Source organism: Cellulomonas sp. SLBN-39 (assembly GCF_006715865.1).
Classification (GTDB): domain Bacteria; phylum Actinomycetota; class Actinomycetes; order Actinomycetales; family Cellulomonadaceae; genus Cellulomonas.
The window spans coordinates 3717083-3743495 of record NZ_VFOA01000001.1 but is presented as its reverse complement, the minus strand read 5'-3'; the positions used below and the strand labels follow the sequence as shown (position 1 = coordinate 3743495).

Annotated in this window: 26 protein-coding genes; 9 read left to right on the top strand and 17 right to left on the bottom strand. The window is 75.3% G+C overall.

Annotation, left to right across the window (positions count from 1 at the left end):
* Positions 1–4 precede the first annotated feature (4 nt).
* Genes gndA through FBY24_RS17025 form a run of 3 tightly spaced genes read left to right on the top strand, consistent with a single transcriptional unit; the run spans position 5 to position 3434 of the window.
* The gene (gene gndA / locus FBY24_RS17035; protein ID WP_142162399.1) at positions 5–1459 is read left to right on the top strand and encodes an NADP-dependent phosphogluconate dehydrogenase; all 1455 of its coding nucleotides are present in this window, start codon (positions 5–7) and stop codon (positions 1457–1459) included.
* On the top strand, positions 1456–2730 hold the full coding sequence (locus tag FBY24_RS17030) for a carboxylate--amine ligase (RefSeq protein WP_142162398.1): 1275 nt from the start codon (positions 1456–1458) through the stop codon (positions 2728–2730). Before gndA ends, FBY24_RS17030 begins: the two co-directional genes overlap by 4 nt.
* Positions 2727–3434, top strand: a complete 708-nt coding sequence (locus FBY24_RS17025; protein ID WP_174243510.1) for an aspartate/glutamate racemase family protein — start codon at positions 2727–2729, stop codon at positions 3432–3434. The genes FBY24_RS17030 and FBY24_RS17025 overlap by 4 nt, the downstream gene beginning before the upstream one ends.
* Before the next feature lie 107 nt (positions 3435–3541).
* On the opposite strand, the gene FBY24_RS17020 is transcribed toward FBY24_RS17025, so the two are convergent.
* From FBY24_RS17020 to FBY24_RS17010, 3 genes are read right to left on the bottom strand one after another with little or no spacing between them, the layout of a single operon-like run.
* Positions 3542–4027 carry a hypothetical protein gene (locus FBY24_RS17020; RefSeq protein WP_142162396.1) on the bottom strand — a complete coding sequence of 162 codons (486 nt, stop codon included), beginning with the start codon at positions 4025–4027 and terminating at the stop codon, positions 3542–3544.
* A 38-nt stretch (positions 4028–4065) separates the two neighbouring features.
* Positions 4066–4863 carry a dihydrofolate reductase family protein gene (locus FBY24_RS17015; RefSeq protein WP_174243509.1) on the bottom strand — a complete coding sequence of 266 codons (798 nt, stop codon included), beginning with the start codon at positions 4861–4863 and terminating at the stop codon, positions 4066–4068.
* Between the two features lie 23 nt (positions 4864–4886).
* Positions 4887–5558, bottom strand: a complete 672-nt coding sequence (locus FBY24_RS17010; protein WP_255432461.1) for a manganese efflux pump MntP family protein — start codon at positions 5556–5558, stop codon at positions 4887–4889.
* Positions 5559–5915: 357 nt separating this feature from the next.
* On the opposite strand from FBY24_RS17010, the gene FBY24_RS17005 reads away from it, so the two are divergent.
* Positions 5916–6215 carry a hypothetical protein gene (locus FBY24_RS17005; RefSeq protein ID WP_142162394.1) on the top strand — a complete coding sequence of 100 codons (300 nt, stop codon included), beginning with the start codon at positions 5916–5918 and terminating at the stop codon, positions 6213–6215.
* Here the strand turns inward: FBY24_RS17005 and cobA are convergent.
* The 6 genes from cobA to FBY24_RS16980 are packed head-to-tail and all read right to left on the bottom strand — an operon-like array spanning position 6205 to position 12325.
* Entirely contained in the window at positions 6205–7437 is a 1233-nt protein-coding gene (gene cobA, locus FBY24_RS17000) for a uroporphyrinogen-III C-methyltransferase (protein WP_142162392.1), read from the bottom strand. The genes FBY24_RS17005 and cobA overlap by 11 nt on opposite strands.
* Positions 7434–8858: a sulfate adenylyltransferase subunit 1 gene (locus tag FBY24_RS16995; RefSeq protein ID WP_142162390.1), complete on the bottom strand. Its 1425-nt coding sequence runs from the start codon at positions 8856–8858 to the stop codon at positions 7434–7436. The genes cobA and FBY24_RS16995 overlap by 4 nt, the downstream gene beginning before the upstream one ends.
* Positions 8858–9808: a sulfate adenylyltransferase subunit CysD gene (gene cysD, locus FBY24_RS16990; RefSeq protein ID WP_142162388.1), complete on the bottom strand. Its 951-nt coding sequence runs from the start codon at positions 9806–9808 to the stop codon at positions 8858–8860. The genes FBY24_RS16995 and cysD overlap by 1 nt, the downstream gene beginning before the upstream one ends.
* Positions 9805–10512: a phosphoadenylyl-sulfate reductase gene (locus tag FBY24_RS16985; RefSeq protein ID WP_142162386.1), complete on the bottom strand. Its 708-nt coding sequence runs from the start codon at positions 10510–10512 to the stop codon at positions 9805–9807. Before FBY24_RS16985 ends, cysD begins: the two co-directional genes overlap by 4 nt.
* Positions 10509–10667, bottom strand: coding sequence for a hypothetical protein (locus FBY24_RS19145; protein ID WP_170209000.1), 159 nt, complete (start codon positions 10665–10667; stop codon positions 10509–10511). Before FBY24_RS19145 ends, FBY24_RS16985 begins: the two co-directional genes overlap by 4 nt.
* Positions 10664–12325, bottom strand: coding sequence for a nitrite/sulfite reductase (locus tag FBY24_RS16980; protein ID WP_142162384.1), 1662 nt, complete (start codon positions 12323–12325; stop codon positions 10664–10666). The genes FBY24_RS19145 and FBY24_RS16980 overlap by 4 nt, the downstream gene beginning before the upstream one ends.
* Positions 12326–12634: 309 nt before the next feature.
* Here FBY24_RS16980 and zapE point away from each other — a divergent pair, with 309 nt between their 5' ends.
* Positions 12635–13747, top strand: coding sequence for a cell division protein ZapE (zapE, locus tag FBY24_RS16975; RefSeq protein ID WP_142162382.1), 1113 nt, complete (start codon positions 12635–12637; stop codon positions 13745–13747).
* A 48-nt stretch (positions 13748–13795) separates the two neighbouring features.
* Here zapE and treZ read toward each other — a convergent pair whose 3' ends face one another.
* The 4 genes from treZ to FBY24_RS16955 all read right to left on the bottom strand — a co-directional run bounded on the left by treZ (position 13796) and on the right by FBY24_RS16955 (position 21196).
* Positions 13796–15592 carry a malto-oligosyltrehalose trehalohydrolase gene (gene treZ, locus FBY24_RS16970; RefSeq protein ID WP_370511007.1) on the bottom strand — a complete coding sequence of 599 codons (1797 nt, stop codon included), beginning with the start codon at positions 15590–15592 and terminating at the stop codon, positions 13796–13798.
* The gene (treY, locus tag FBY24_RS16965; protein ID WP_142162378.1) at positions 15589–18099 is read right to left on the bottom strand and encodes a malto-oligosyltrehalose synthase; all 2511 of its coding nucleotides are present in this window, start codon (positions 18097–18099) and stop codon (positions 15589–15591) included. Before treY ends, treZ begins: the two co-directional genes overlap by 4 nt.
* Positions 18096–20291 (bottom strand): glycogen debranching protein GlgX, encoded by a 2196-nt coding sequence (gene glgX, locus FBY24_RS16960; protein WP_142162376.1) that lies wholly within the window; start codon positions 20289–20291, stop codon positions 18096–18098. Before glgX ends, treY begins: the two co-directional genes overlap by 4 nt.
* Before the next feature lie 113 nt (positions 20292–20404).
* Positions 20405–21196 (bottom strand): transglutaminase family protein, encoded by a 792-nt coding sequence (locus tag FBY24_RS16955; RefSeq protein WP_142162375.1) that lies wholly within the window; start codon positions 21194–21196, stop codon positions 20405–20407.
* Positions 21197–21378: 182 nt separating this feature from the next.
* Between FBY24_RS16955 and FBY24_RS16950 the strand changes: the two genes are divergently transcribed.
* The 3 genes from FBY24_RS16950 to FBY24_RS16940 all read left to right on the top strand — a co-directional run bounded on the left by FBY24_RS16950 (position 21379) and on the right by FBY24_RS16940 (position 23483).
* The gene (locus FBY24_RS16950; protein WP_142162373.1) at positions 21379–22590 is read left to right on the top strand and encodes a glycosyltransferase family 2 protein; all 1212 of its coding nucleotides are present in this window, start codon (positions 21379–21381) and stop codon (positions 22588–22590) included.
* A gap of 66 nt (positions 22591–22656) precedes the next feature.
* Complete coding sequence (locus FBY24_RS16945; RefSeq protein WP_142162371.1) at positions 22657–23178, top strand: hypothetical protein; 522 nt, start codon at positions 22657–22659, stop codon at positions 23176–23178.
* Positions 23175–23483: a DUF6457 domain-containing protein gene (locus tag FBY24_RS16940; RefSeq protein ID WP_142162368.1), complete on the top strand. Its 309-nt coding sequence runs from the start codon at positions 23175–23177 to the stop codon at positions 23481–23483. The genes FBY24_RS16945 and FBY24_RS16940 overlap by 4 nt, the downstream gene beginning before the upstream one ends.
* 16 nt (positions 23484–23499) lie before the next feature.
* Here FBY24_RS16940 and FBY24_RS16935 read toward each other — a convergent pair whose 3' ends face one another.
* Together FBY24_RS16935 and FBY24_RS16930 are read right to left on the bottom strand one after the other, a co-directional pair.
* A complete protein-coding gene (locus FBY24_RS16935; RefSeq protein ID WP_142162366.1) occupies positions 23500–24114 on the bottom strand; it encodes a molybdenum cofactor guanylyltransferase in 615 nt (204 codons plus the stop codon).
* Positions 24111–24500, bottom strand: a complete 390-nt coding sequence (locus FBY24_RS16930) for a molybdopterin-binding protein (protein ID WP_142162364.1) — start codon at positions 24498–24500, stop codon at positions 24111–24113. The genes FBY24_RS16935 and FBY24_RS16930 overlap by 4 nt, the downstream gene beginning before the upstream one ends.
* A 49-nt stretch (positions 24501–24549) precedes the next feature.
* Between FBY24_RS16930 and FBY24_RS16925 the strand changes: the two genes are divergently transcribed.
* Positions 24550–25014: a molybdenum cofactor biosynthesis protein MoaE gene (locus FBY24_RS16925; RefSeq protein ID WP_255432460.1), complete on the top strand. Its 465-nt coding sequence runs from the start codon at positions 24550–24552 to the stop codon at positions 25012–25014.
* Positions 25015–25047: 33 nt separating this feature from the next.
* On the opposite strand, the gene FBY24_RS16920 is transcribed toward FBY24_RS16925, so the two are convergent.
* Together FBY24_RS16920 and moaA are read right to left on the bottom strand one after the other, a co-directional pair.
* Positions 25048–25314, bottom strand: a complete 267-nt coding sequence (locus tag FBY24_RS16920) for a MoaD/ThiS family protein (RefSeq protein WP_142162361.1) — start codon at positions 25312–25314, stop codon at positions 25048–25050.
* Position 25315: 1 nt separating this feature from the next.
* Positions 25316–26413, bottom strand: coding sequence for a GTP 3',8-cyclase MoaA (gene moaA, locus FBY24_RS16915; protein ID WP_142162359.1), 1098 nt, complete (start codon positions 26411–26413; stop codon positions 25316–25318).

The following is a 26413-nucleotide window of genomic DNA, read 5'->3' as shown; positions in this document are numbered from 1 at the left end:
CTCGATGTCTGTCCCCGCGACCACCACGGGCACCGCCCAGATCGGCGTCACCGGCCTGGCGGTCATGGGCCGCAACCTGGCGCGCAACTTCGCGCGGCACGGCTACACGGTGGCGGTGCACAACCGCACGGCGGCGCGCATGCACTCGCTCGTGGCCGACCACGGCGACGAGGGCACCTTCGTGCCCGCCGAGACGATGGCCGACTTCGTGGCCGCGCTCGAGCGGCCCCGCAAGGTCGTCGTCATGGTCCAGGCCGGTGCGGCCACCGACGCCGTGATCGACGAGCTCGTCCCGCTGCTCGAGGCGGGCGACATCGTCGTCGACGCCGGCAACGCGCACTTCCCCGACACCCGTCGCCGCGAGGCTGCGCTGCGCGAGAAGGGCCTGCACTTCGTGGGCACCGGCGTGTCCGGCGGCGAGGAGGGCGCGCTCAACGGCCCGTCGATCATGCCCGGAGGCACCCGCGAGTCGTACGAGAGCCTGGGCCCGATCCTCGAGGCGATCTCCGCGAAGGTCGACGGCGTGCCCTGCTGCACCTGGGTCGGCCCTGACGGCGCCGGCCACTTCGTCAAGATGGTGCACAACGGCATCGAGTACGCCGACATGCAGCTCATCGCCGAGGCGTACGACCTGCTCAAGGCCGGGCTCGGGGCGTCGGCCGCCGAGATCGGCGAGGTCTTCGCGGCGTGGAACTCCGGCGACCTGGAGTCCTTCCTCATCGAGATCACCGCGGACGTGCTGCAGCACGTGGACGCGGCGACCGGCAGGGCCTTCGTCGACGTCGTCGCCGACGCCGCCGAGCAGAAGGGCACGGGCCGCTGGACCGTGCAGAACGCCCTCGACCTGGGCGTGCCGATCACCGGCATCGCGGAGGCGACGTTCGCCCGGGCGCTGTCGGGCTCGGCGCCGCAGCGCGCGGCGGCCCGCGGCGTCCTGCCGGCCGAGGTCCAGGCGTGGAACGTGCCCGACCCGGGCGCGTTCATCGAGGACGTCCGCAAGGCGCTCTACGCCTCCAAGGTCGTGGCGTACTCCCAGGGCTTCGACCAGATCGCGGCGGCGTCGGCCGAGTTCGGCTGGGCGATCGACCGCGGCGCCATGGCGCGCATCTGGCGCGGCGGCTGCATCATCCGGGCCAAGTTCCTCGACCGGATCACGCAGGCGTACGAGCGCGACGCGCAGCTGCCCCTGCTGCTGGCCGACCCGTACTTCACCGCGGCCGTGGCCGACGGTGTCGCGGCGTGGCGCCGGGTCGTGGCCGCCGCGGCGGTGCACGGCGTCCCGACGCCCGCGTTCTCCTCGTCGCTGGCGTACTACGACGGGGTGCGTGCCGAGCGCGTGCCGGCCAACCTCATCCAGGCGCAGCGCGACTTCTTCGGCGCGCACACGTACCGCCGCACGGACCGCGACGGCACGTTCCACACCGACTGGTCCGGCGACCGCGCCGAGCACGAGGCATGAGCCGGCGCACCCACGGCACCGCCCAGGTCCCCGCCCCGGACCTGCAGCCCGTCATCCTCGGCGGGGACATCGGTGCCTACTCCCTCGCGCGGGCGTTCCACGAGGCGTACGGCGTGCGCCCCGTGGTCGTCTCGACGGTGGCGACGGGACTCGTGCGGGACTCGCGGATCCTGCGCAACGTCGTCGAGCCCGGCATCGACGACGCCCCGACCGTGGTCAAGCGGCTGCGCACGATCGCGGCCTGGTACCCGGACAAGCAGCTCATCGCCCTGGGCAGCGCCGACTGGCTGGTGCGCACCCTCGTGGAGAACCGGTCCCGCCTGGAGGACCTGTACACGATCCCGTACGTCGACCTGACGACGTTCGACAAGGTCACCGACAAGGTCCTGTTCGGCGAGCTGTGCCTGCGCCTGGGCATCGACCACCCCGCGACCGTCGTGCACGACGTGCAGGGCGGCGGCGTGCCGGACACGTCCGGGCTGCGGTTCCCCGTGATCGCGAAGGCCGCGGACACCGCCGCGTACCACCTCGTGGAGTTCCCCGGGAAGATGAAGGTCTTCACGGTCGACTCGCCGGCCGACCTGGCCGAGCTCCTCGAGCGGGTCCGGGCGTCGGGCTTCCAGGGCGCGTTCGTCATCCAGGACCTCATCCCCGGCGACGACTCGGGCATGCGGATCCTCACGTGCTACTGCGACCAGGACGGCAAGGTGCGCTTCTCGGCGTTCGGCGACGTCCTCGTCGAGGAGCACACGCCCGGTGCGCTGGGCAACCCCGCGGGCATCGTCACGCGGCACGACCAGCGCATCGTCGAGCAGGCCACCCGCCTGCTCGAGCACCTCGGCTGGCGCGGGTTCGCGAACTTCGACCTCAAGTACGACCCGCGGGACGGGCGCACGGTGTTCTTCGAGCTCAACCCCCGCCTGGGGCGCTCGAACTTCTACATCACCGCCGGCGGGCGCAACTCCGTGGAGCTGTACGTGCGCGAGCACCTGCAGGGCCTGGACGCGATGCCCGACGGCGTGCCCGACCACCTGGCCGAGCCGCACCTGTACACGGTCCTGCCGCGCCCGCTGCTGCGCCGGTACGTCACCGACCCGCAGATGCGTGCCACGGTCCGCCGCCTGGAGCGCGAGCGCCGGGTGACCAACCCGCTGTGGTACCGCGCGGAGACGCACCCGCGGCGCATCGCCTACCTGCTGGCCGCGCAGGCCAACCAGGTGCGCAAGTTCCGCCGGTACTACCCCTGGCCGCGGCGGGGGGCGGGCGCGTGAGCGACGAGGTCGGGGTCATCGGCGGGGTCGGACCGGCCGCGACGGTGTGCTTCCTCGACCTCGTCGTGCGGCACACCGCCGCGGGGCGCGACCAGGACCACGTGAACATGGTCGTGCTCCAGCACGCCGCCATCCCCGACCGGACCGCGTACATCCTCGGGCGGTCCGCGGACGACCCGGGCCCGGTGATGGCCGCCGACGCCCGACGGCTCGAGGGGCTCGGCGTGCAGTTCGTCGTGGTGCCGTGCAACACCGCGCACCACTTCACGCAGGAGGTCGCCGCGGCGGTGCGGATCCCCGTGCTGTCGATCGTCGACGAGACGGTCGACGAGGTCGCGCGGCGGATCGGCACCGGCACGGTCGGGCTGCTCGCGACGAGCGGCACCCTCGCCGCGCAGGTGTACCAGCACGCCGCCGCGGCGCGCGGGCTCACCACGGTCCAGCCCGACGAGGACGACCAGCGCACCGTCATGCGGGTGATCTACGACCAGGTCAAGGCGGGGCTGCCGGCGGACGTCGACGCGCTGCTCGCGGTCGCGGACCGGCTCCGGGCCCGCGGCGCGGACGCGGTCGTGCTGGGCTGCACCGAGCTCTCGGTGGTCGCCGCCGCGCACGACCTGCTCGGGGACCGCACGCTCGTCGACTCCCTCGACGTGCTGGCCCGCCGCACGGTCGTGCGGGCGGGGCGTCCCCTGCGGGACTGACGGACGGGACCCCGGCGCGACGGGTCCGTACGCGACGAGGCCGGACCCCGGACGGGGTCCGGCCTCGCGTCGTCCGCCTCGCGTCGGGCGGGAACGTCGGGGGTGCGTCAGCCGAGCTCGCTGGTGCCGCTGTACAGGTGCAGCACCGGCACCTGGAGCTGGTCACGGGCCCGCGACGCCCAGTCGGTGTGGAACGTGTCCTCGACCATGTGCGGGTACGTCACCACGACGACCTCGCGCACGTCGCCGGCCGCGACCGCGGTGCGCAGCGCGGGCAGCGGGTCGTCGTCGGTGATCTGGCCGGTCGCCGGGCGCCCGGCGGCGGTGAAGGCCGCGACGCTGGAGTCGATCTGCTCCTGGGCGGTGGCACGGGCCTGCGCGCGGGACGGCTCGCCACCGGTCGCGCGCTCCCACGCCTCGCGCAGCTCGCCCATGCTCAGCGCGTCGACGATCCAGGGGACGAGTGGGCGGTCGGTGTCGGCCGGGACGAGCACGCGGTAGGCGAGGTCCTCGCCGGCGTGCAGGTCGAGGATGTGCTGGACGTCGCTGCCCGCGAGGGTGTCCTCGGTGAGGACGAGGATGGTGTCGGTCACGCGACGAGCCTACGGCGGGTCGCGCCCCGCTGCGCAGGTCAGCCCGCCGTGCGACCGGCCGACGGGTGCCCGCCGAGGTCCCAGCACGCGAGCAGCGTCCCGTCGGGGGCGTGCAGCAGGTGCGCGAGGCGCGCGGCGGGGCCCGGCACGAGCCACGCACCGTCCGCGACGACCCGGGGCGCGGACCCGCCCACGACGACGGGGCTCGTGGTCAGGCACAGCTCGTCGACGAGCCCGGCGCCCAGCAGGTCGCCCAGCAGGCGCGGCCCGCCCTCCGCCAGCACGTGCGGCAGCCCGCGCGCGACCAGCGCGTCCACCGCACCGCCCAGGTCGGGCCCGTCGTGCTCGCCCGACGGCACGTGCAGGACCCGGTCGGCGCCGGCCGTCGCCGTCGCCTCGCGCACCCCGCCGTCACCCGTCACGACGAGCACGTCGGCCGGCCCCGTCAGCACCTCCTCGGGCACCCGCCCCGACCGCGTCACGACCGCGAGCACGATCCCGGGCGCGAGCCCGAGCCCGCGCCGCACGTCCCGCAGCCCTGCCGCCACGGGCAGCTCCCGGTACCCCTCGGCCCGCACCGTCCCGGCACCGACGAGCACGACGTCCGCCAGGGCCCGCAGCACCGCGAACACCCGCGCGTCCGCCGGGCTGCCCAGCGAGCCCGAGCGGTCGTCGGGGCCGTGCGCGGCGCCGTCGACGCTGGCGACCATGTTCGCCCGCACGAGTCGCGCGCGGGGACGCCGCAGCAGCGCCACGAGGTCCGGCTCGTCCGGCGCGGGCGCCAGGGCCGCGGTCCGTCCGGCGGGGATCAGCTGGTCGAGCGCAGGTCCGGGCACCGGCCCAGGCTAGCGACGGCCGCTCATCCCAGCAGGTGCACCAGCAGGATGCGCGCCCCGATGAGGATGAGCACCAGCCCGCCCGCGAGCGTCGCCCACCGGCCCAGCCGGGCCCCGAGCCGTGCCCCGGCCAGCACTGCGCCCGCGGAGAGGACCGCCGTCACGCCGGCCATCAGTCCCGTCGCCGCGGCGACCGGCGCCTCCATGAGCCCGAGCCCCACACCCACGGCGAGCGCGTCGATCGAGGTCGCCACCGCGAGCACGAGCAGCGTCCGGACCGCGGGCCGCACGGGTGCGACCGGTGCTGCGGCGAGCGCCAGGCCGCCGCCCGCGGCGTGGGCGCCCGTGGGACCGTCGACGGGACCGCCGTCGGGCCCGTCCGCGGCACCGCTGCGCACGTCGTCCGCCGTGCCGTCCGCAGCCTGCTCGCGGGCCTCGTGCACCATGTGCGCGCCCACCGCCAGCAGGAGCCCGAACGCGACCCACGGCGCGAACGCGCTCGCGGCCTGCGCGAACCGTGCCGACAGCGCCCACCCGAGCAGCGGCATGAGCCCCTGGAAGGTCCCGAAGAGCCCGGCGACCAGCAGGGCGTCGCGCACCCGGGGCCGTCGCATGCGCATGCCCTGGGCGAGCGCCACGGCGACCGCGTCCATCGAGACGCCGAGAGCGATCGCGAGCAGGTCGAGCAGGGTCACGCCGTGGCCTCCGAGCGTCGTCGCGGCCGGGCTGGTCCCGGTGCCGCCCGTCGACCGTACGAACGCCCTGGTGGGTGCGACCAGATGCGACCTGCGGACGTCGTGGGACGAATCCACTCCGCACCGGGCCCGCAACGTGCCCGGCTGGACGCCCCTGCTCCACGGATCCGGGCTCCCGAACTTCGACCGGGACCTCACGCCCGTCGGAGCGCCTGCGGGGGCACCTGTCAACGGCGGCCGTCACGATCAGGGCTTCGGTAGGTTGCTCCCCCGTCGACGGCCGACCCGCCACCTCGCGCAGCCGCAGGGGCGCCGTACGGCCTCGACGTCTCTGACGAGCGGCCGGGAGGGCACCCGATGGAGCAGGTCCAGGTGGACGAGAGCGCGACGGCGTCGCGGGAGCGTGCGAGCGCCCGGTCCGGTGTGCTCGCCGGGACCGGTCTGGTCCTCGCCGTGGCGGCGCTGCCCGTCGCCTTCGCGCTGGACCGCCTCGGCGGGTTCTGGTTCCTCGCGAAGTACGTGGTCCTCGCCGCCGCGCTGGCCGCGCTGGACCCCGCCCTCAAGCGCTGGCCCGCCGCCCGGGGGCTCTTCTACGCCTGGATGGTCGTGCTCGTCGCGGCTGCGGCGATCATGCTCGTCGGTGCCGTCAGGTCGTGACCGCGGGCCCCGGCGGACGGGTGGCGGTGTCGCCGAGGACGGGGGCGAGGGCGGCGACGTGGCCGACGACGACGACCGCGGGGTTGCGGACGCCGACCTCGTGGGCGCGGGCGGCGATGTCGGCGACGGTGCCCAGGGTGGTCCGCTGGGTGGGCAGGGTGCCGTCCTCGACGACGGCGACGGGCGTGGCGGGGTCGAGGCCGTGACCGGCGAGGCGGGCCATGTGCTCGCCGAGGCGGGCGACGCCCATGAGCAGCACGAGCGTGCCGCGCAGGCGGGCGAGGGTCTCCCAGTCGGTCTCGGCGTCGTGGGCGGACACGACGGTGACCTGGCGGGCGACGTCGCGGTGCGTGACGGGCACGCCCGCGGCACCGGGGACGGCGATCGCGCTGGTCACGCCGGGGACGACGGTCACGGGGACGCCGGCCTCGCGGCACGCGGCGATCTCCTCGCCGCCGCGGCCGAGCACGAACGGGTCGCCGCCCTTGAGGCGAACGACGTGGTGGCCTGCGCGGGCCCGGTCCACCAGCAGCGCGTTGATCTCGGTCTGCGTGAGGGTGTGCGCGTGGGGGGCCTTGCCGGCCTCGACGACCTCGACGTCCGGCTCCAGCTCGTCGAGCAGGGCGCGGGGGGCCAGGCGGTCGACGACGACGACGTCGGCCTCGGCCAGCGCGCGGCGGCCGCGCGTCGTGATCAGGCCCGGGTCGCCGGGGCCGCCGCCGACGAGGGTGACGTGGCCGGCGTGCGGGCGCCGGCGGCGCAGGGGCAGGGCGCCGCTGTCGAGCTGCACCTGCAGGGCCGAGCGCAGGGCTGCCGCCCGGCGGGGGTCGCCGCCGGCGCCGACGGCCACGGTCACGTCGCCGGCCCGGGCCACCGCGGGGGTCCACGCGGTGGACGCCTGGGCGTCGTCGGCGCGCACGCACCACGTGCGGGTGGCCTCGGCCTCGGCGGCGACGGCGTCGTCGGTGCGTCGGTCGCCGGTCGCGGTGTGCACGAGCCACGCGCCGGCGAGGTCCCCGGTGCGGTGGTCGCGCGGCACCCAGGTCAGGGCGCCCGCGGCGGCGAGATCGGCGAGGTCCTCGCACAGGGCCGGGGCGACGACGTGCACGTCGGCACCGTCCTCGAGCAGACGGGCGACGCGCCGGGCGGCGACGGGGCCGCCGCCGACGACGACGACCCGGCGGCCCGTGAGGTCCAGGAGCAGCGCGTGGCGGGCGGTCATATCCCCGCCCCCGCGAGCCAGTCGTCGTCCCGGCCGTCCGCGGGCACGGGGGCGAGCCGGTCGAGCAGTGTCGGTCCCGTCATCCCGGCGGCGAGGGTGCTGCCGTCGGACGGGTCGACGAGCAGGAACCCGCCCGTGCGCCGGTGGGTGGCGTAGTCGTCGAGCGGGACCGGCTCGGCGAGGCGCACGTGCACGCGGCCGATCGCGTTGAGGCCCAGCGCGCGCGGTGCGGCGTCGTCGGTGTCGACGGCGTCGAGCGTGCGGACCGTGTCGACGGGGTCCCACACCTCGACCGTGAGGGTGTCGACGTCGAGGCGGGCGTCGACCTCGCGCAGCAGGCCCCGCACGGTGCGGGTGCCCACGCGCACGAGCACCCGCTGGCCGAGCACCGAGCGGCGTTCGGTGAGCCAGCAGACCGTGCCGACGAGGTCCTGGCCGACGCGCACCTCCTCGTCGGCGGGCACCAGCACGTCGCCGCGGGCCACGTCGACGTCGTCGGCGAGGCGCACGGTCACCGAGCGCGGTGCGTCCGCGACGTCGAGCGGCCCGTCGAACGTGTCGATGCCGACGACCCGGCTGGTGCGGCCCGACGGCAGCACCCGCACGTCGTCGCCGACGCGCACGACGCCCGACGCGACCTTGCCGGCGTACCCGCGGTAGTCCGGGTGCTCGGGCGTGCGGGGCCGGATGACGTACTGCACGGGCAGCCGCAGGGGTTCCGTCGTCGCGTCGCGGCGCACCGGCACCTGCTCGAGCAGCTCGAGCAGCGTCGGTCCGTCGTACCAGGGCGTGCGCGCGGACCTGTCGACGACGTTGTCGCCGTCGAGCGCGCTCACGGGCACCGCCGCGACGTCGGGCAGGCCCACGACGCGCGCGTAGTCGGCGAACTCGGCCGCGATGGTGCGGAACGTCGCGGCGTCGAACCCGACGAGGTCCATCTTGTTGACCGCGAGCACCACGTGCGGCACGCCGAGCAGCGCCGTGAGGGCCGCGTGCCGACGGGTCTGCTCCAGGACGCCCTTGCGGGCGTCGACGAGCACGATCGCCAGCTCCGCCGTCGAGGCGCCCGTGACCATGTTGCGCGTGTACTGCACGTGCCCGGGCGTGTCGGCCAGCACGAACGCGCGCCGCGCCGTCGAGAAGTACCGGTACGCGACGTCGATGGTGATGCCCTGCTCGCGCTCGGCCCGCAGGCCGTCCGTCAGCAGCGCGAGGTCGACCTGGTCGCCGCCGCGCGCCAGCGTCGCGCGCTCGACGGCCGCGAGCTGGTCGGCCAGCACCGACTTCGTGTCGTACAGGAGCCGACCGATGAGGGTGCTCTTGCCGTCGTCGACGGAGCCGGCCGTGGCCAGGCGCAGCAGGTCCCGCTGCGCGTGGTCCGCGGTCGTCGGGGCCGCGCTGCGGTCCGTGGTCGTGCTCATCAGAAGTACCCCTCGCGCTTGCGGTCCTCCATGGCGGCCTCGGAGGCCCGGTCGTCCGCGCGGGTGGCCCCGCGCTCGGTCAGCCGGCTCACGGCCACCTCGGCGATCACGTCGGCGACGGTCCGGGCGTGCGAGTCGACGGCTCCCGTGCAGCTCATGTCGCCGACCGTGCGGTAGCGCACGGTGCGCCGCTCGACGGGCTCGTCCGGCGTCGGGCCGCCCCACGTGCCGGCCGTCAACCACATGCCGTCCCGGGCGAAGACCTCCCGCTCGTGCGCGTAGTAGATCTCCGGCAGCTCGATGCCCTCGCGCTCGATGTACCGCCACACGTCCAGCTCGGTCCAGTTGGACAGGGGGAACACGCGCACGTGCTCGCCCGGCCGGTGCCGGCCGTTGTACAGGTCCCACAGCTCGGGCCGCTGGCGGCGGGGGTCCCACTGCCCGAACTCGTCGCGCAGCGAGAACACCCGCTCCTTCGCGCGGGCCTTCTCCTCGTCGCGCCGACCGCCGCCGAACACCGCGTCGAAGCGGTGCGCGGTGATCGCGTCGAGCAGCGGCACGGTCTGCAGGGGGTTGCGCGACTGGCCGGGCCGCTCGACGACCCGGCCGTCGTCGATGGCGTCCTGCACGCTCGCGACGACCAGCCGCAAGCCGTACCGGGCGACGGTCGCGTCGCGGTAGGCGATGACCTCGTCGAAGTTGTGCCCGGTGTCGACGTGCATGACGGGGAACGGCACGGGTGCGGGCCAGAACGCCTTGCGGGCCAGGTGCAGCATGACGATCGAGTCCTTGCCGCCCGAGAACAGCAGCACGGGCCGCTCGAGCTCGCCGGCGACCTCGCGCATCACGTGGACGGCCTCGGACTCCAGCGCGTCGAGCTGGGTCAGGTGCGACGGGCCCGTCGGGGCCGCCGGCGCGGGGGCCGTGGTGGCGGTGGTGGTGGTCGTCATGTGTGCAGCCCGCATTCCGTCTTGGAGGTCCCTGACCAGCGTCCGGCCCGTGCGTCCTCGCCGGCCGCGACGGGGCGCGTGCACGGCTCGCAGCCGATCGACGCGTAGCCCGCCTGGCGCAGCGGGTTGAGCACGACGTGGTGCGCGTCGACGTAGGCGTCGACGTCGGCCTGCGTCCACGCCGCGAGGGGGTTGAGCTTGACCTTGCCCCGCCTGGCGTCCCAGCCCACGAGCGGGATGTCGGCGCGGGTCGGGGCGTCCTCGCGGCGCATCCCGGTGACCCATGCGGCGTACGGGGCGAGGCCCCGCTCGAGGGGCTCGACCTTGCGCAGCGCGCAGCACAGGTTCGGGTCGCGCTCGTGCAGGCGCGGCCCGTGCTCGGCGTCCTGCTCGGCGACCGTGCGCAGCGGCAGCACGGTGCGCAGCCGCACGTCCGTGAACTGGGCGTAGTAGTCGCGGGTGCCCAGCGTCTCGGCGAAGTGGTACCCCGTGTCGAGGAAGATCACGTCGATGCCGGGCACGGTCGCCGCGGCCAGGTGCACGAGCACCTCGTCGCCCATCGACGAGGCCAGGACGAGGTCGCGGCCGAAGGTCGCGCCGGCCCACCGCAGCACGTCGGCGGCGTCGGCGCCCTCCAGGTCGCGGCCCGCCTGCTCGGCGAGCGCCCGCAGCGCCTCGGGGGTCAGCCCGGTGGCCGCGGTCATCGTCCGACCACCAGCCCGACGAACTTCACCACGAACGCCCGTGCGCACGTCCGGCACTCCCACTGCCCGTGCTGCTCGGCCGGCACGAGATCCTCGCTCGCGCAGAACGGGCAGTGGTACGGCACGGCACGCGACCCGGGCTCGGCGCCGCTCACCGCAGGTCCTCCTCGTCGGCGCGCTGCACCCAGGCGGCGAACAGCTCGCCCTCGGTGCGCTGCTCGTCGAACCGGCGGGTCACCCGCTCGACGTAGTCCGGCAGCTCGTCGGCCGGCACCCGCAGCCCCCGCAGGGTCTTGCCCAGGCCGCTGGTCAGGCCGAGCCCGCCGCCGAGGTGCACCTGGAAGCCGTCCTCGCCGCCCGCCAGCGCGCCCTTGAGCCCGATGTCGGCGACCTGGATGCGGGCGCACGAGTTCGGGCAGCCGTTGACGTTGATGGTCAGCGGCTCGTCGAACGTCGGCAGCCGGTCCTCGAGCTCGGCGACCAGCGCGGTCGCACGGGCCTTGGTCTCGACGATCGCCAGCTTGCAGAACTCGATGCCCGTGCACGCCATGGTGCCGCGCCGGAACGTCGACGCGCTGCGCACCGCCAGGCCGAGGTCCTCCAGGCCCTCGACGAGGTCGTCGACCCGCTCGGCCGGGACGTCCAGCACCACGAGCTTCTGCTCGACGGTCAGCCGCACACGGTCCGAGCCGGCGGCCTCGACGAGGTCCGCGACCGCGCCGAGCAGCTCGCCCGAGACCCGGCCGACGGTGGGTGCGGCGCCGACGTAGAACCGGCCATCGACCTGCGGGTGCACGCCCACGTGGTCGTGCCGTCCCGTCGGCGGCGGGGGAGGGGCGGGCCCGTCGGCGAGCGTGAAGCCGAGGTACTCGCCCTCGAGGACGTCGCGGAACACCTGGGGGCCCCAGTCGGCGACGAGGAACTTCAGCCGGGCGCGGGTGCGCAGCCGCCGGTAGCCGTAGTCGCGGAAGATCCCGATGACGCCCGCCCACACGGCGGGCACCTGCTCGAGGGTCGCGAACGCGCCGAGCCGCACGGCCAGGCGGGGGTTCGTCGACAGGCCGCCACCGACCCACACGTCGAAGCCGGGCCCGAGCTCGGGGTGCACGACGCCGACGAACGACACGTCGTTGATCTCGTGCGCGACGTCCTGGTGCGGGGACCCGGACACGGCGGTCTTGAACTTGCGCGGCAGGTTGGAGTACGCCGGGTCGCCGACGTACCGGCGGGTGATCTCGTCGATCGCCGGCGTGCCGTCGACGATCTCGTCGGCCGCGACGCCGGCCACGGGGGAGCCGAGCACGACGCGCGGGGTGTCGCCGCACGCCTCCTGGGTGCCCAGCCCGACGGCCTCCAGGCGCCGCCAGATCTCCGGAACGTCCTCCACGCGCACCCAGTGCAGCTGGATGTTCTGCCGGTCGGTGATGTCGGCCGTGCCGCGGCCGAACTCCACCGAGACCTCGGCGATCGTGCGCAGCTGGGCGGCGCTCAGGGCGCCACCGTCGCAGCGCACCCGCAGCATGAAGTACTCGTCGTCGAGCTCGTGGGGCTCGAGCGTGGCGGTCTTGCCGCCGTCGATCCCGGGGCGGCGCTGGGTGTACAGGCCCCACCAGCGCATGCGCCCGTGCAGGTCCTCGGGCGGGATCGACGCGAAGCCCTCGCGGGAGTAGACGGTCTCGATGCGCTGCCGGACGTTGAGACCGTCGTCGGCGGCCTTGAAGCGTTCGTTCGGGTTCAGCGGCTCGCGCTGCCCGAAGGCCCACTGGCCCTCGGGACGGGCGGCGGGCGGTGCGGTGGCGGACGTGTGCGCCATCGGCGCTCCTCGGGGGATCTCGGCGCGTGCTCGCGTCCGCGCCACCCGTGCGAGGGGTGGGGGTGTGACGGACGCGGACCACGCGCCCGTGACAGGGGGACGGGCGGGGTCAGCTCTGCGCCGGACAGCACGGGGCCGCGGCGGTGCGACAGCACCGACACATGAGCAGGCTCCCGTGGATCACGTGACGAGGGTCGCACGCGCGATGACAGCCCGTCAGCACCTGTCCGTATCGCGAGACCCTTTCTCACAGGGTGGACGTGCGTCCAGGAGGGCGGGCCGTGGTCCTCCCACGTATCCTCGGGCACCGTGACCCCGTCCGATCAGGCCGCGACCGCCACCGGCGAGCCGACGGGCCCCGCCCGCACCCCTGCCGCCGAGCCGGTCCCCGCCGGCCCGCGCAGCCTCGCCGCGCGCGACCCCCGCGTCCCGGCCGACCGGCTGCTCGGCGAGCTCGTGCCCCCGCGGCACTTCGCCCGCGAGTCCTTCGACACCTACGTGCCCGACCCGGACCACCCGTCGCAGGCCCGCGCGCTCGCCCACGTGCGCGCCGTCGCCGACCGGCTGACGGCCCCGCCCGCCAAAGGCTGGTTCCGTCGCCCCCGCACCGCCGCCCCCGCGGTCTACCTCGACGGCGGCTTCGGCGTCGGCAAGACCCACCTGCTCGCCTCGCTCGCGCACGCCGTCGGCACGCAGCACGCCGCCTTCGGGACCTTCGTCGAGTACACCAACCTCGTGGGCGCACTCGGCTTCCGGCCCACGGTCGACGCCCTCGCGCAGCGCCGGCTCGTCTGCATCGACGAGTTCGAGCTCGACGACCCCGGCGACACGGTGCTCATGTCCCGCCTGCTGCGCGAGCTCGCCGACCACGGCGTCGCGCTCGCGGCCACCTCGAACACGCTGCCCGAGTCGCTGGGCGAGGGCCGGTTCGCCGCCGAGGACTTCCTCCGCGAGATCCAGGCCCTGGCCGCCCGGTTCGAGGTCGTGCGCATCGACGGCGAGGACCACCGGCACCGCGTCGTGACGACGCACGCCCCGGTCGTGGCCGCCGAGCGGGTCGCCGCGGTGGTCGGCGCGCGGTCCGACGCCACCGTGGACGACTTCGCGTCCCTCCTCGGCCACCTGCCCGCCGTGCACCCCAGCCGGTACGGCGCGCTGCTGGACGGCGTCGGCCTCGTCGGGCTCACCGGCGTCGGCCCCGTCACCCGCCAGGACGTCGCGCTGCGCCTCGTCGTGCTCGTCGACCGGCTCTACGACCGGGACGTGCCCGTGCTCCTGGCCGGCGACGACCTGACCGACGGCCTCGACCTGTTCAGCCCCGAGATGCTGCGCGGCGGGTACCGCAAGAAGTACTACCGGGCCCTGTCCCGCCTCGGGGCGCTGGCGGCCGAGGGTGCCGCGGTCGCCGCCGCGGCACCCTGAGCCCGGCACGCAGGGCCGCACCGGGGGGCCCGGGCGACGGCAGCAGCGCTAGCCGACGACGACGACGCCCGGCCCGGGCAGCTCGACCGCCCACGCGTCGTCGTCCCCGGCCGGCGGCACGACCGCGCCCGTCGCCCACGATGCCAGCACCCGCGGCGCCGACCCACCCACGTCGACCCGCGCGGGCGCGTCCGTGAGGTTGAGGACGACGCTCGTCGCGCCCCGGTGCACCACGAGCACGCCCTGCCAAGGTCCGGCGGCGGGCGCGTCCTGCGCCGGCAGCACGGTCACGCGGGTGCGCGACCGGTCGCCCGAGGCCAGGTCCGGCACGACCCGCCGCAGGGCGATCAGCGTGCGGTGCCACTCCAGCAGCCGCGCGTGCTCGCCGACCTCGAGCTCCGACCAGTCCAGGACGCTCGCCGCGAACGTCGCCGGGTCCTGCGGGTCGGGGACCGTCACGGGCCCGCCGTACAGCTCCTCCCACCCGTGACCGCCGAACTCGCGCCGCCGCCCGTCGCGGACCGCCGCGGCCAGGTCGGGCTCGGGGTGGTCGGTGAAGAACTGCCACGGGGTGCGGGCGCCCCACTCCTCGCCCATGAGCAGCAGCGGGGTGAACGGGGAGAGCAGCACCAGCGCCGCCTGCGCCGCCAGACGCCCCGGGGGCAGGTGCGCCGACGGCCGGTCGCCCAGGGCCCGGTTGCCGACCTGGTCGTGGTTGGCCGAGAACACCACGAAGCGGTGGCCGTCGACGTCGTCCGGCACCGGCCGGCCCCACGGGCGGCCCCGGAACGTCGAGAGGTCGCCGGTGTGCACGAAGCCCTGCGTCAGGGCCGTCGCGAGCACCTGCGGGTCGCCGAAGTCGACGTAGTAGCCGTGCCGCTCGCCCGTGAGCAGGGCGTGCACCGCGTGGTGCACGTCGTCGGCCCACTGCGCGTCCATGCCCCAGCCGCCGTCGCGCGTCGCCGTCACCGACCGCACGTCGTTCAGGTCGGACTCCGCGACGAGGCCCAGCGGTCGGCCCAGCGACGCGGACAGGGCCGCCACCTCGTCGGACAGCTGGGCGAGCAGGTGCTGCTCCGACTCGTCGACCAGCGCGTGCACCGCGTCGAGGCGGAACGCGTCGACGTGGAAGTCGCGGGCCCAGCGCAGCACCGAGTCGCAGATCCACCGGCGCACGTGCTCGGCCCCGTCCTGGTCGAGGTTCACCGCCGAGCCCCACGGCGTCTGGTGCGCGTCCGTGAGGTACGGGCCGAACTCCGCCAGGTAGTTGCCCGACGGGCCGAGGTGGTTGTGCACGACGTCCAGGCACACCGCCAGGCCGTGCCCGTGCGCCGCGTCCACGAACGCCTGCAGCGCCGCGGGCCCGCCGTACGGCTCGTGCACGGCCCACAGGGCGACGCCGTCGTACCCCCACCCGTGCCGCCCGTTGAACGCCGCGACCGGCAGGAGCTCGACGACGTCGACGCCGAGGCGCACGAGGTGGTCGAGGCGCTGCGCGGCCGCCGCGAGCGTGCCCTCCGGCGTGAAGGTGCCCACGTGCAGCTCGTACGTCACGGCGCCGCGCACGTCCAGGCCCGACCAGCCGGCGTCCGACCACGCGAACGTCGACGCGTCGAACACGCGCGACGGCCCGTGCACGCCCTCGGGCTGCCACGCCGAGCGCGGGTCCGGGCGGGGCGGGCCGCCGTCGACGGCGAACCCGTAGTCCGTGCCGTGCGGCAGGTCCGCGTCGGCGGACCACCAGCCGTCCTCGCCGCGGCGCATCGGCAGGCGCGTGCCGTCGGCGGGCAGCTCGAGGTCGACGCGCGCCGCCGCGGGTGCCCAGACGGACGGTCGCACGCTCACACCCCCTCGTGGACGAGCAGCGCCACCGGCGACCGGTCGAGCACGTCCGCGACCCGCTGCACGCCGCCCGGCACCGGGCGGTCGGCGAGCACGTCGTGCCACGTGCCCTCGGGCAGCGCGATCGTGTGGTCCGACCAGCCGCCGAGCCGCTCGACGGCCGCCGCGAGCCGCGTCGCCACGACCACGACGCGGGGCTGCCCCGACGCGGTGCGCGCGTACGTCAGCGTGTGCCCCGACGAGTGCGGCAGCGGGACGAACCCCGCCTCCGGGCCGACGAACGCCTCCGGCATGTCGCGTCGCACGCGCAGCGCGCGCGACGTGACCAGCAGCTTCTCGTCGTCGAGCCCCCGCGGGCCCGCACCGGCGTCGAGGCGCTCGAGGCGCTCGCCGAGCGCGGTCACGTCCACCGGGCGCCGGTTGTCCGGGTCGACCAGCGTCAGCGCCGTCACCTCCGTGCCCTGGTAGACGTCCGCGACGCCGGGCAGCGTGAGCTGGACGAGCTTGGTGCCGAGCGTCGCCGCCCGCACCGCCTCGCGCGTGCGCACGTCCCAGCCGTCCAGCAGCTCGTACACCCGCGGGTCGCCCAGCGCCCGGCGCGCCAGGTGCAGCACGGCGTCCTCGTACGCCTCGTCCGGCGCCGTCCACGACGTGCGGGCCTTGGCCTCGCGCACCGCCTTGGTCAGGTACGCCTCCAGGCGGTCCGCGCCGACCGGCCCGTCGGCGGACCACGTGCCGACCAGCGTCTGCCACAGCACGTGCTCGGTGCGCCCGTCGACCAGGCTGCCCCGGTAGGGCGCGCTGACGCGGTGCAGCTCGTCGACGAGGGCGCCCCACTCGTGCGGCAGCTCGGACAGCACGCCGATGCGCGACCGGGTGTCCTCGCCGCGCTTGGTGTCGTGCGTCGACAGCGTCGTCATGCCCAGCGGCGCGGCGCTCTGCGCCGACGACGCGAACGCGGCCAGGTCCGTGGGCGTCGTCGCGAAGTGCGTCGGCTCGCCGCCGACCTCGCACAGTGCCACGAGGTGCGTCCAGCGGTAGAAGGCGGTGTCCTCGACGCCCTTGGCCATGACGGCCCCGCAGGTCTGCTGGAAGCGCACGACCAGCTCGTCGCGCCGCGGGTCGCGCGTGCGACCCGCCGAGCCGGCCTCGCGCCCCTGCAGCAGGTCGACCAGGACCTCCATGGTCGACTCGCGGCCCGGTCCCAGCCGGGACGTGGCCAGGTCGGCCGCGGCCGCGAACGCCGCCGTCGCGTCCGTCGTGGGGACCTGCCCCGGCACGACGTACGCGCGGTACCGGTCGAAGGCGACGAGCAGCTCGACGAGGCACTCGTGCAGCGCACGCCACGTGTGGTCGCGCAGGCGCAGGTCGTCGTGGCAGATCCCCGACGCGAGCGTCGTCAGGCGGTGCACCTCGGCGTACAGGGGCCCGTCGACGACCTCGCGCTTGGCCTGCTCCACCATGGCGTCGAAGGCGTCGGACCCGTCCCCGGCGATCCGGTGCATGACCGAGCCGAGCGCGGCCGCGCCGCCCGGGTCGACGAACGTCTGCTGCACGCGCCACAGCCACTCGTACCCGGTGGTGCCGGCGGTGTCCCAGTCGTCGGGCAGCTCCTCCTGGCCGGCGAGGATCTTCTCCACGACGACCCACGCGCCGTCGGTGGCCTCGCGCAGCCGCGCCAGGTAGCCCGCCGGGTCGGCCAGGCCGTCGGGGTGGTCGATACGCAGCCCGTCGACGACGCCCTCGCTCAGCAGGCGCAGGATCGTCGCGTGCGTCGCGTCGAAGACGCCGGGGTCCTCCACGCGCAGCGCCACGAGGGTGCCGACGTCGAAGAACCGCCGGTAGTTGAGCTCCTCGTCGGCGACGCGCCAGTACGCGAGCCGGTAGTGCTGCCGCTCCACGAGCTCGGCCAGCGGCAGCGCGGCCGTGCCCTCGCGCACCGGGAAGACGTGGTCGTGGTACCGCAGCACCTGCCGCACGCCCACGCCGGGCACGTCCTCCTCGGCGAGCCGGAGCTCGTCGCGGGCGAGCACGGCGCCGATCCGGTCCCCGAGGACCGGCATGAGGACCGCCCCGTCCCCGGCGGACCAGTCGACGTCGAACCACGCGGCGTACGCCGACTCCGGGCCCTGCTCGAGCACCGACCACAGCGCACGGTTGTGCCAGACCGGCGTCGGTACCGCCATGTGGTTCGGCACGACGTCGAGCACGACGCCCAGGCCGGCGGCGTGCGCCGTCGCGGACAGCGCGCGCAGGCCGTCGATCCCCCCGAGGACGGGGGAGACCTCGTCGTGGTCGACGACGTCGTACCCGTGGGTGCTGCCCGGGGCGGCGGTGAGCACGGGGGACAGGTACAGGTCCGTGACGCCGAGCGCGACGTAGTACGGCACGCGCGCCGCGACGTCGGCGAACGTCAGGTCGGCGCCCAGCTGCAGGCGGTACGTCGACACCGGCACCCGGTGGCCCGGGCGGACGAGGCGCCGTTCCGCGGTGCTGCGCCCCTCGCTCACGCGCCCGCCTCGCGGGTCGCCCGGCTCGCCTCGCGCGACGCGGACGCCGCCGCCCCGCTGCCCGAGGCCGACGGCGGCTCGCTCACCGGCGGACGCGTGAAGAGCACCATCGACCGCGGCGCGAGCGTCACGCGGCCCCCGGCCTTGACCGTGCGACCGGCCTTGACCTGCCCGTCGGTGTCGAGCACCGCCGTCCACGCCTGGCCGTAGTCCGCGCCGGGCAGCTTGAACGACTGCTTCTCCCAGTGGCTGTTGAACAGCAGCAGGAAGCTGTCGTCGACGATCTCCTCGCCGCGCATGTCCGGCTCGTCGATGGCGTCGCCGTTGAGGAACACCATGACCGCGAACGCGTGGTCGGAGTTCCACGCCTCGGCCTGCATGTGCTGCCCCGACGGGGTCAGCCAGGCGATGTCGCGCAGCTCGGACTCCCCGCCGTGCTCGGGCGCCCCGGCGAAGAACCGGCGCTGCCGGAACACGGGGTGGTCCCGGCGCAGGTGCACGACGCGCCGCGTGAACTCCAGCAGCGCGAGCCGCTCCTCGTCGAGGTCCCAGTCGACCCAGGTGACCTCGTTGTCCTGGCAGTAGCCGTTGTTGTTGCCGCCCTGGGTGCGGCCCAGCTCGTCGCCGTGCGCGAGCATCGGCACGCCCTGCGAGAGCAGCATCGTCGCGAGGAAGTTGCGGCGCTGACGCGCGCGCAGCTCGCTGATCTGCGGGTCGTCCGTCGGGCCCTCGACGCCGCAGTTCCACGACCGGTTGTGGCTCTCGCCGTCGCGGCCGCCCTCGCCGTTGGCGTCGTTGTGCTTGTCGTTGTACGACACGAGGTCGTGCAGCGTGAAGCCGTCGTGCGCCGTCACGAAGTTGATGCTCGCGATCGGCCGCCGTCCGCTGTGCTCGTAGAGGTCCGACGAGCCCGACAGGCGGCTGGCGAACTCGCCGAGCGTCGACGGCTCGCCCCGCCAGAAGTCGCGGACCGTGTCGCGGTAGCGCCCGTTCCACTCCGTCCACAGCGGGGGGAACCCGCCGACCTGGTAGCCCCCGTCGCCGAGGTCCCACGGCTCCGCGATGAGCTTGACCTGCGAGATGACCGGGTCCTGCTGCACGAGGTCGAAGAACGCCGACAGGCGGTCGACCTCGTGGAACTGCCGGGCGAGCGTCGCGGCCAGGTCGAAGCGGAACCCGTCGACGTGCATCTCGGTCACCCAGTACCGCAGCGAGTCCATGATGAGCTGGAGCACGTGCGGGGAGCGCATGAGCAGGGAGTTGCCCGTGCCGGTGGTGTCGAAGTAGTGCGCCTGGTCCTCGTCGACGAGCCGGTAGTAGCTGGCGTTGTCGATGCCGCGGAAGCTCAGCGTCGGGCCCATGTGGTTGCCCTCGGCGGTGTGGTTGTAGACCACGTCGAGGATGACCTCGATGTCCGCCTCGTGCAGCGCCTTGACCATCGACTTGAACTCCTGGACCTGCTGGCCGGAGTCCGCCGTGGCGGCGTACGCGTTGTGCGGGGCGAAGAAGCCGATCGTGTTGTAGCCCCAGTAGTTCGACAGCCCGCGCTCCTGCAGCGACGGGTCGTTGACGAACTGGTGCACCGGCATGAGCTCGACCGCCGTGACGCCGAGCGAGGTCAGGTGCTCGATGACCGCGGGGTGCGCCATCCCGGCGTACGTCCCGCGCAGCTCCTCGGGCACGGCCGGGTGCAGGCGGGTCAGGCCCTTGACGTGCGTCTCGTACAGCACGCTCTCGTGGTAGCCGTGCTGCGGCGGGCGGTCGTGGCCCCAGTCGAAGAACGGGTTGACGACGACCGACGTCATCGTGTGCCCCGCCGAGTCGTCGGTGTTGCGCTCGTCGGGGGCGTCGAAGCGGTACGAGTACAGCGACGCGTCCCCGTCGACCTGACCGTCGATCGCCTTCGCGTACGGGTCGAGCAGCAGCTTCGACGGGTCGCAGCGGTGGCCCTGGTCGGGGTCGTACGGGCCGTGCACGCGGAACCCGTAGCGCTGCCCGGGGGCGATCGTCGGGAGGAAGCCGTGCCAGACGAACGCGTCCACCTCCGGGAGGTCGACGCGGGTCTCGGTGCCGTCCGCCTCGATCAGGCAGAGCTCGACACGCTCCGCGACCGCGGAGAAGAGGGCGAAGTTGGTGCCGCTCCCGTCGTAGGTCGCGCCGAGGGGGTAAGGGCGTCCGGGCCAGATGCGCATGGGCACAGCGTGCCAGCGAACGCCCACGTCGGCGCGGCGTACGCACGACGACCGTCCAGGTGAGCGGCGTGCCGCACCGTCGGGCCCGGGGGAGGACGGCGTCGGGCGCGTCCTCAGCCGAGCGCCACGAGCTCGCGCACGTCGTCGTCCGGCAACGTGTCGGCGACCGCTCCGACCTCGAGCGTGCCCAGGCTCGCCAGACCGTCGTGGACCGTGAGGAACGCGGTGTCCGACGCGTCCCGCCCCGTGGCGACGCGCACGAGCGTGCTGCGCGGGGCCAGCGTCGTCGCGTCGACCACGTGCCACCCGCCGTCCACGTAGGCCTCGGCGACCGCGTGGAAGTCCATCGGGTCCAGCCCGGGGGCGTACACCGCGACGAGGCGCGCCGGGACGTCGAGCGCCCGCAGCAGCGCGACCACCAGGTGGGCGTAGTCCCGGCACACACCCTGCCGTGCGAGCAGGGTGCGGACCGCGCCGTCCGTCGGCAGGCTGGCCCCGGGAACGTAGGCGAGCCGGGTGCCGACCCACGAGCTCACGGCCGCCAGCAGGTCGGCACCGTCCAGGCCGGCGAACTCGGCCCGGGCCGTCGGCGCGAGCTGGTCGGACTCGCAGTAGCGGCTCGGGCGCAGGTGCCACAGCAGCTCCGCCTCGTCGACCGCCGGCGCGGGCAGGCGGCCCTCGACGCGCGCCCGGTACGCCACGCGGACCTCGCCGCGCGGGGCCCGGACCACGTGCAGGCGGGTGCCGTGCGCGTCGACGAGCTCGCGGACGTCGACGGGCCCGTCGTCGGCGCGCACGTCGAGCTGCTCGTCGGCACGGTGGCCGGCGTCGACGGCCACCGCCAGGACGAGGGTCGCCGGTTCGGTGACCCGGAGGGACATGTGGGCGAACACGTCACGTTGCACGCGGTCATCCTGCACCGTCGCGGCGTGCACCGTCCCTCGGGGAGGCTCGTCGCCCGCACCTGCGGGGCGGGTGTGAAACGCTTAGCGTGCCCGGTGAGATTCACCGGGCACAGGGTCGTTCGTTACCGTGTCGTGTCCTGGCAGCGGTGACGAGCCGCAGACGGTCGACCGAGCGGGGCACCATGCACGGAGCAGAGCACACGGGGAGCGGGGTCGGCGCCGACCCCGCACGACCCTCGGTCACCGTCGTGGTGCCGACGTTCAACGAGGCGCCGAACATGCCCGAGCTCGTGCGCCGCGTGGGACTCGCGGTCCGGGGCATCGATGCCGAGCTCCTGGTGGTGGACGACTCGCGGGACGAGACGGCCGAGGTCGTCCGGGCCCTGGCGCCGACCGCGGGCTACCCCGTCCGGGTGATCCACCGCGACGACCCCGTCGGAGGTCTGGGCGGTGCGGTCGTCGCGGGGTTCGCGGCCTCGGACGCGCAGTGGTGCCTCGTGATGGACGGGGACCTGCAGCACCCGCCCGAGCTCATCCCCACCATGCTCGAGCGTGCGGCCGAGCCGGGCGTCGACGTCGTCGTCGCGTCCCGCTACATCGAGGACGGGTCGAGCGAGGGCCTGTCGGGCGCGGTCCGCCGCGCCGTGTCCTCCACCTCCACGGCGCTGACGCGTGGCATGTTCCCCGTCCGCCTGCGCGACTGCTCGGACCCGATGACCGGGTTCTTCGCGGTCCGCCGCGACGCCCTCGACATGCAGGCGCTGCGCCCGCGAGGCTTCAAGATCCTCCTCGAGATCCTCGCGCGCCACCGGCTCCGGGTCGCCGAGGTGCCGTTCGTCTTCGGCGAGCGGTTCGCCGGGGAGTCCAAGGCGAACCTCGCGCAGGGCCTGCACTTCCTCTGGCAGCTCGCCGGCCTGCGCTTCGGTCGCATGTCCCGCTTCGCGATCATCGGCGGCATCGGCGCCGTCGCGAACGTCGCGATCGTGGCGCTGCTGACCACGCTCGGCATGGCGTGGCTGCCGGCGGCGGTCATCGCGGCCGAGGCGACGATCATCGGCAACTTCCTGCTGCAGGAGCGGTTCGTGTTCCGCGACCTGCGCCACGAGGGCAAGGGCGTCTGGTCGCGGTTCGTCCAGTCGTTCACGTTCAACAACGTCGAGACTGTGCTGCGCCTGCCGGTGGTCGGGATCCTCGTCGAGACCGTGCACGTGGCGGCCGTGCTGGCCACCGCGATCACGCTCGTCGTGGCCTTCCTCGCCCGGTTCGTGTTCCACTCGCGGATCGTCTACCGCCCGCAGGCCAGCCGCAGCCGTCCGCACCTGACGGTCCCCGACGCGGACACGGCCCCGGCCGCCGTCGAGCAGAGCCCGGCCCGGGCCTCCGAGGAGGTCTGACCCCCTCGGGGAGCGCGGTCCCGCGGTGGGGTGCAGCATCGGGGCACGACGACGCGAGGAGCAGCGATGGCGACGACGGTGGACCTCGGGCTGGTCGAGACGTACGTGGAGGACCACGTGACGGGTGCGACCGGCATCATCGAACGCCTCGGTCGGATGCAGGGCGCGCCGGGCCTGGTCGGTGTGGCCGACGACCTCGCCCGTCTGCGCGCCGAGCTCGTCGAGGAGCGTGCGCTGCACCTGGCGACGGCCCGCGACCTCGGCCTCGCACCCTCGCGCAGCAAGCGCGTCCTCGCGGCCGTCGCCGAGCGTGCCGCCCGGCTCAAGCCGAACCGTCGCCTGCGCACACCCTCGCCGCTGACACCGCTCCTCGAGCTGGAGATCGTCCGCTCCGGGATCGAGGGCAAGCGGCTCGGCTGGCTCACGCTGCGCGCGCACGCCGACGACCTCGGGCTGGACGGCCCGCGCATCGACGGGCTCGTCGAGCGCAGCCGGGACCAGGCGGTGCGGGTCGAGGCCATGGCGGCCCACGTCCGTGGCGGCGCCTTCGACCCGACCTCGGTGCAGCCCCGGCGGGACCGGTCGTGAGCGACCCGAGCACCCTCGACGGGTGGCTGGTGCAGGTCGCCCGCGAGCTCGGGGTCGCGCCCGAGGTCGCCCTCGCCACGTGCGGCCCGGTGCTCGACATGGTGCGCGACGTGGCCCACGGCGTCGCGCGCCCCGCGGGCCCCACGACCGCGTTCCTCGTCGGCCTGGCCGCGGGCAGGGCCGGCGGTGACGCGCAGGAGCAGGCGGACCGGGTCCGCGAGCTCCTCGCGGTGGTCGACGCCCAGGTCGCCGCACGTGCGGACGGCTCGCCGCCGCGCCACGACAGCCCCGGCTCCGCGGCCTAGCAGGTCGGACAGCAGGTCATGCCCCCGCGCGCCGGTGCGCCACGGCGAGGGCGCGCGCGGCGTCCGCGGGGTCGTCCACGTCGAGCACGGCGTCGTCGTCGACCCGCACGACCGTGCGGCGCAGACCCTCGGCGAGCAGCCGGACCGGCCGCGAGGCGACGTCCTGGCGCAGGAGCGCCCCGACGGCACGCGTGCGGTACGCCGACAGCAGCGGCTGGGCGCGGCCGTCGGAGCCGGCCGCCGCCGCGACGTCCGCGTCGGGGGCGTCGGCGAGCGCCTGCAGCAGGAGCGGGACCACGGGGCCGGCGAACGGCTGGTCGCCGGCGACCGCGACCAGCACGGCGGCGTCGGGGGCGGCCCGCAGCCCGGCCGCGAGCGCGGCGAGGGGACCGGCGCCGGGCGGGTCCTCCCGCACCCAGCGGACCGCGGGGCCGCCGACCCGGCCGCGCGGTGGTGCGACCACGACGACCGGCCAGCCCGTCAGCCCGTCCAGCAGGTGCTCGAGCACGGTGCGACCGGCCAGGTCGAGGGCCGTCTTGTCGGTGCCGCCCATGCGTCGGGACGTGCCGCCCGCGGGGACGACCACGACGACGTCGCCCGGTGCCACGCGGTGCGCGGCGGTCCCGCTCACACCGGCTCGGGGCGCTCGACGGTGACGACGGTCGCCTTGACCGCGGCCACGACGCGCACACCGGGCTCGAGGGCGAGCTCGTCGGCCGCCTCCCGGCTGATGAGCGACACCAGCCGGAACGGCCCCGCCTGCACGTCGACCTGCGCCATCACGGTGTCCCGGACCACGCGGGTGACGATGCCGGGCATGCGGTTGCGGGCCGAGGTGCGCCCGGGCACCGGCTCGTCGGCGAGCTCCGTGGCGAGCCGGGCCAGGTCGGTGCCCTCGACCTCCTGGCGGCCCGAGGCGCCGCGCACGGCCGTGAGCCGGCCGGCCTCGACCCACCGGCGCACCGTGTCGTCGCTGACGCCCAGGAGGGTCGCGGCCTCGCTCACCCGGTAGCGCACGCCGGTCAGCGTAGCCGCCGGCACGACGGCCGCGGCCTAGGGTGGTCCCGTGCCCGAGACCACCCGTGACTCCTCGCGCCTGACCGAGCCGGCACGGCGGGTCGTCGTCGCCGAGGTCACCGACGCCGTCGTCGACGTCGCCGCGCTCGCCGGTGCCGTCGACGCACCCGCGGCGGGTGCGGTCGTCACGTTCGCCGGGGTCGTGCGCGACCACGACCACGGGCGTGCGGTGACGTCGATCGAGTACGTCGCGCACCCCGATGCCGGGGCGGTGCTGGCCCAGGTGGTCGCTGACGTCGCGGCGCGGCTGCCCGTGGACGCCGTCGCGTGCGTGCACCGGGTGGGCCCGCTGGGCGTCGGCGCGTGCGCGCTGGGCGTCGCGGTGAGCGCCGCGCACCGGCAGGAGGCGTTCGAGGCCGCGGCGGTGCTGGTCGACGAGGTCAAGGCGCGGCTGCCGGTGTGGAAGCGGCAGGTCTTCGCCGACGGCACGCACGAGTGGGTCAACTGCGCCTGACCCGCTGCTGCGGGGACCGTGGTCGCCGCGGGCTCAGCCGCCGGCGAAGGGCGGCAGGACGTCGACGGTCGTCGGGGTGCCGAGCGGGCGGTCGCGGTCGCGGTGCAGCGTCCCGTCGACGAGGACGGCGCACAGGGCCAGCACGTCGCGCAGGCCGGGCCCGTGCCGGTGCGCCAGCGTGTCGAGCAGGTCGCCGACCGTCGCGCCGCCGGCGAGCGGGACGACCTCCTCGGCGACGCCCGCGGCCTCGTGGGCCGCCGCGAAGTACCGCACCGTCACCGGTGCCGTCGTCGTCGTCACGTCATCCTCCGATCGCGCTCATGGTCCGGGCCGGCTGCAGGAAGCCGACGTCGTCGATGCCGTGCCCGGGCTTCTTGCCCAGCATCGCCGCGCGCCAGGCCTGCGCGAGCGCCTCGTCGTCGGCGCCGCCGCGCAGCAGGGCGCGCAGGTCGTGCTCCTCGCGGGCGAACAGGCAGCTGCGGACCTGCCCGTCGGCGGTCAGCCGGGTGCGGTCGCACGCGCCGCAGAACGGCCGGGTCACCGACCCGATGACCCCGACCGTCGCCCCCGGGTGACCGCGCACCGTCCACGTCTCCGCCGGGGCGGCGCCGCGCTCGCCCGCAGGCGCGTCGACGAGGTCGAACGTCGCGGTGAGCGCGTCGAGGATCTCGCGCGCCGAGACGAGATCCTCGCGGCTCCACGAGCCGTGCGGGCCCAGCGGCATCTGCTCGATGAACCGCAGGTGGTAGCCGTGCTCGAGCGCCCACGTCAGCAGCGGGACGGCCTCGTCCTCGTTGACGCCGCGGACCAGCACGGCGTTGACCTTCACCGGGCCGAGCCCGGCCGCCTCGGCCGCGCGCAGCCCTGCGAGGACGTCGGGCAGGCGGTCGCGGCGGGTGATGGCGGCGAACCGGGCGGCGTCGAGGGAGTCCAGCGACACGTTGACGCGGTCCAGGCCCGCCGCGGCCAGGGCAGCGGCCCGCTTGTCCAGGCCCAGGCCGTTGGTGGTCAGGGCCGTGCCGACGGGCGCACCGTCCGGGGTGCGCAGCGCGGAGGTCGCCGCGACGATGCCCTCCAGCCCGCGGCGCAGCAGCGGCTCGCCGCCGGTGAAGCGGACCTCCCGCACGCCGAGGCGCTCGACGGCGACGCGCACCAGCCGGACCACCTCGGCGTCGGTCAGCACCGTCTCGTCCGGCGCCCACGGCAGGCCCTCGGCCGGCATGCAGTACGTGCAGCGCAGGTTGCAGCGGTCCGTCAGCGAGACCCGCAGGTCCGTCGCCACGCGCCCCCACCGGTCGTGGAGGCCGCCGTCGCCCGGCACGCCGGCCGTCCCGTCGGTGCCCGCGGTCGCCTGCGGGGCGCCGGCGGCGCTCGGTCCGGCGGCGCTCACGGGTGGCAT

What these genes read in the sequence shown, in the direction of transcription:
- cobA (WP_142162392.1), bottom strand. Translation starts at nt 7,437, where the DNA reads ATGACCGCCCGCCACGCGCTGCTCCTGGACCTCACGGGCCGCCGGGTC.
- FBY24_RS16945 (WP_142162371.1), top strand. Translation starts at nt 22,657, where the DNA reads ATGGCGACGACGGTGGACCTCGGGCTGGTCGAGACGTACGTGGAGGAC.
- cysD (WP_142162388.1), bottom strand. Translation starts at nt 9,808, where the DNA reads ATGACGACCACCACCACCGCCACCACGGCCCCCGCGCCGGCGGCCCCG.
- glgX (WP_142162376.1), bottom strand. Translation starts at nt 20,291, where the DNA reads ATGCGCATCTGGCCCGGACGCCCTTACCCCCTCGGCGCGACCTACGAC.
- FBY24_RS17030 (WP_142162398.1), top strand. Translation starts at nt 1,456, where the DNA reads ATGAGCCGGCGCACCCACGGCACCGCCCAGGTCCCCGCCCCGGACCTG.
- moaA (WP_142162359.1), bottom strand. Translation starts at nt 26,413, where the DNA reads ATGCCACCCGTGAGCGCCGCCGGACCGAGCGCCGCCGGCGCCCCGCAG.
- FBY24_RS16980 (WP_142162384.1), bottom strand. Translation starts at nt 12,325, where the DNA reads ATGGCGCACACGTCCGCCACCGCACCGCCCGCCGCCCGTCCCGAGGGC.
- FBY24_RS17005 (WP_142162394.1), top strand. Translation starts at nt 5,916, where the DNA reads ATGGAGCAGGTCCAGGTGGACGAGAGCGCGACGGCGTCGCGGGAGCGT.
- gndA (WP_142162399.1), top strand. Translation starts at nt 5, where the DNA reads ATGTCTGTCCCCGCGACCACCACGGGCACCGCCCAGATCGGCGTCACC.
- FBY24_RS16950 (WP_142162373.1), top strand. Translation starts at nt 21,379, where the DNA reads ATGCACGGAGCAGAGCACACGGGGAGCGGGGTCGGCGCCGACCCCGCA.
- FBY24_RS16995 (WP_142162390.1), bottom strand. Translation starts at nt 8,858, where the DNA reads ATGAGCACGACCACGGACCGCAGCGCGGCCCCGACGACCGCGGACCAC.
- FBY24_RS16985 (WP_142162386.1), bottom strand. Translation starts at nt 10,512, where the DNA reads ATGACCGCGGCCACCGGGCTGACCCCCGAGGCGCTGCGGGCGCTCGCC.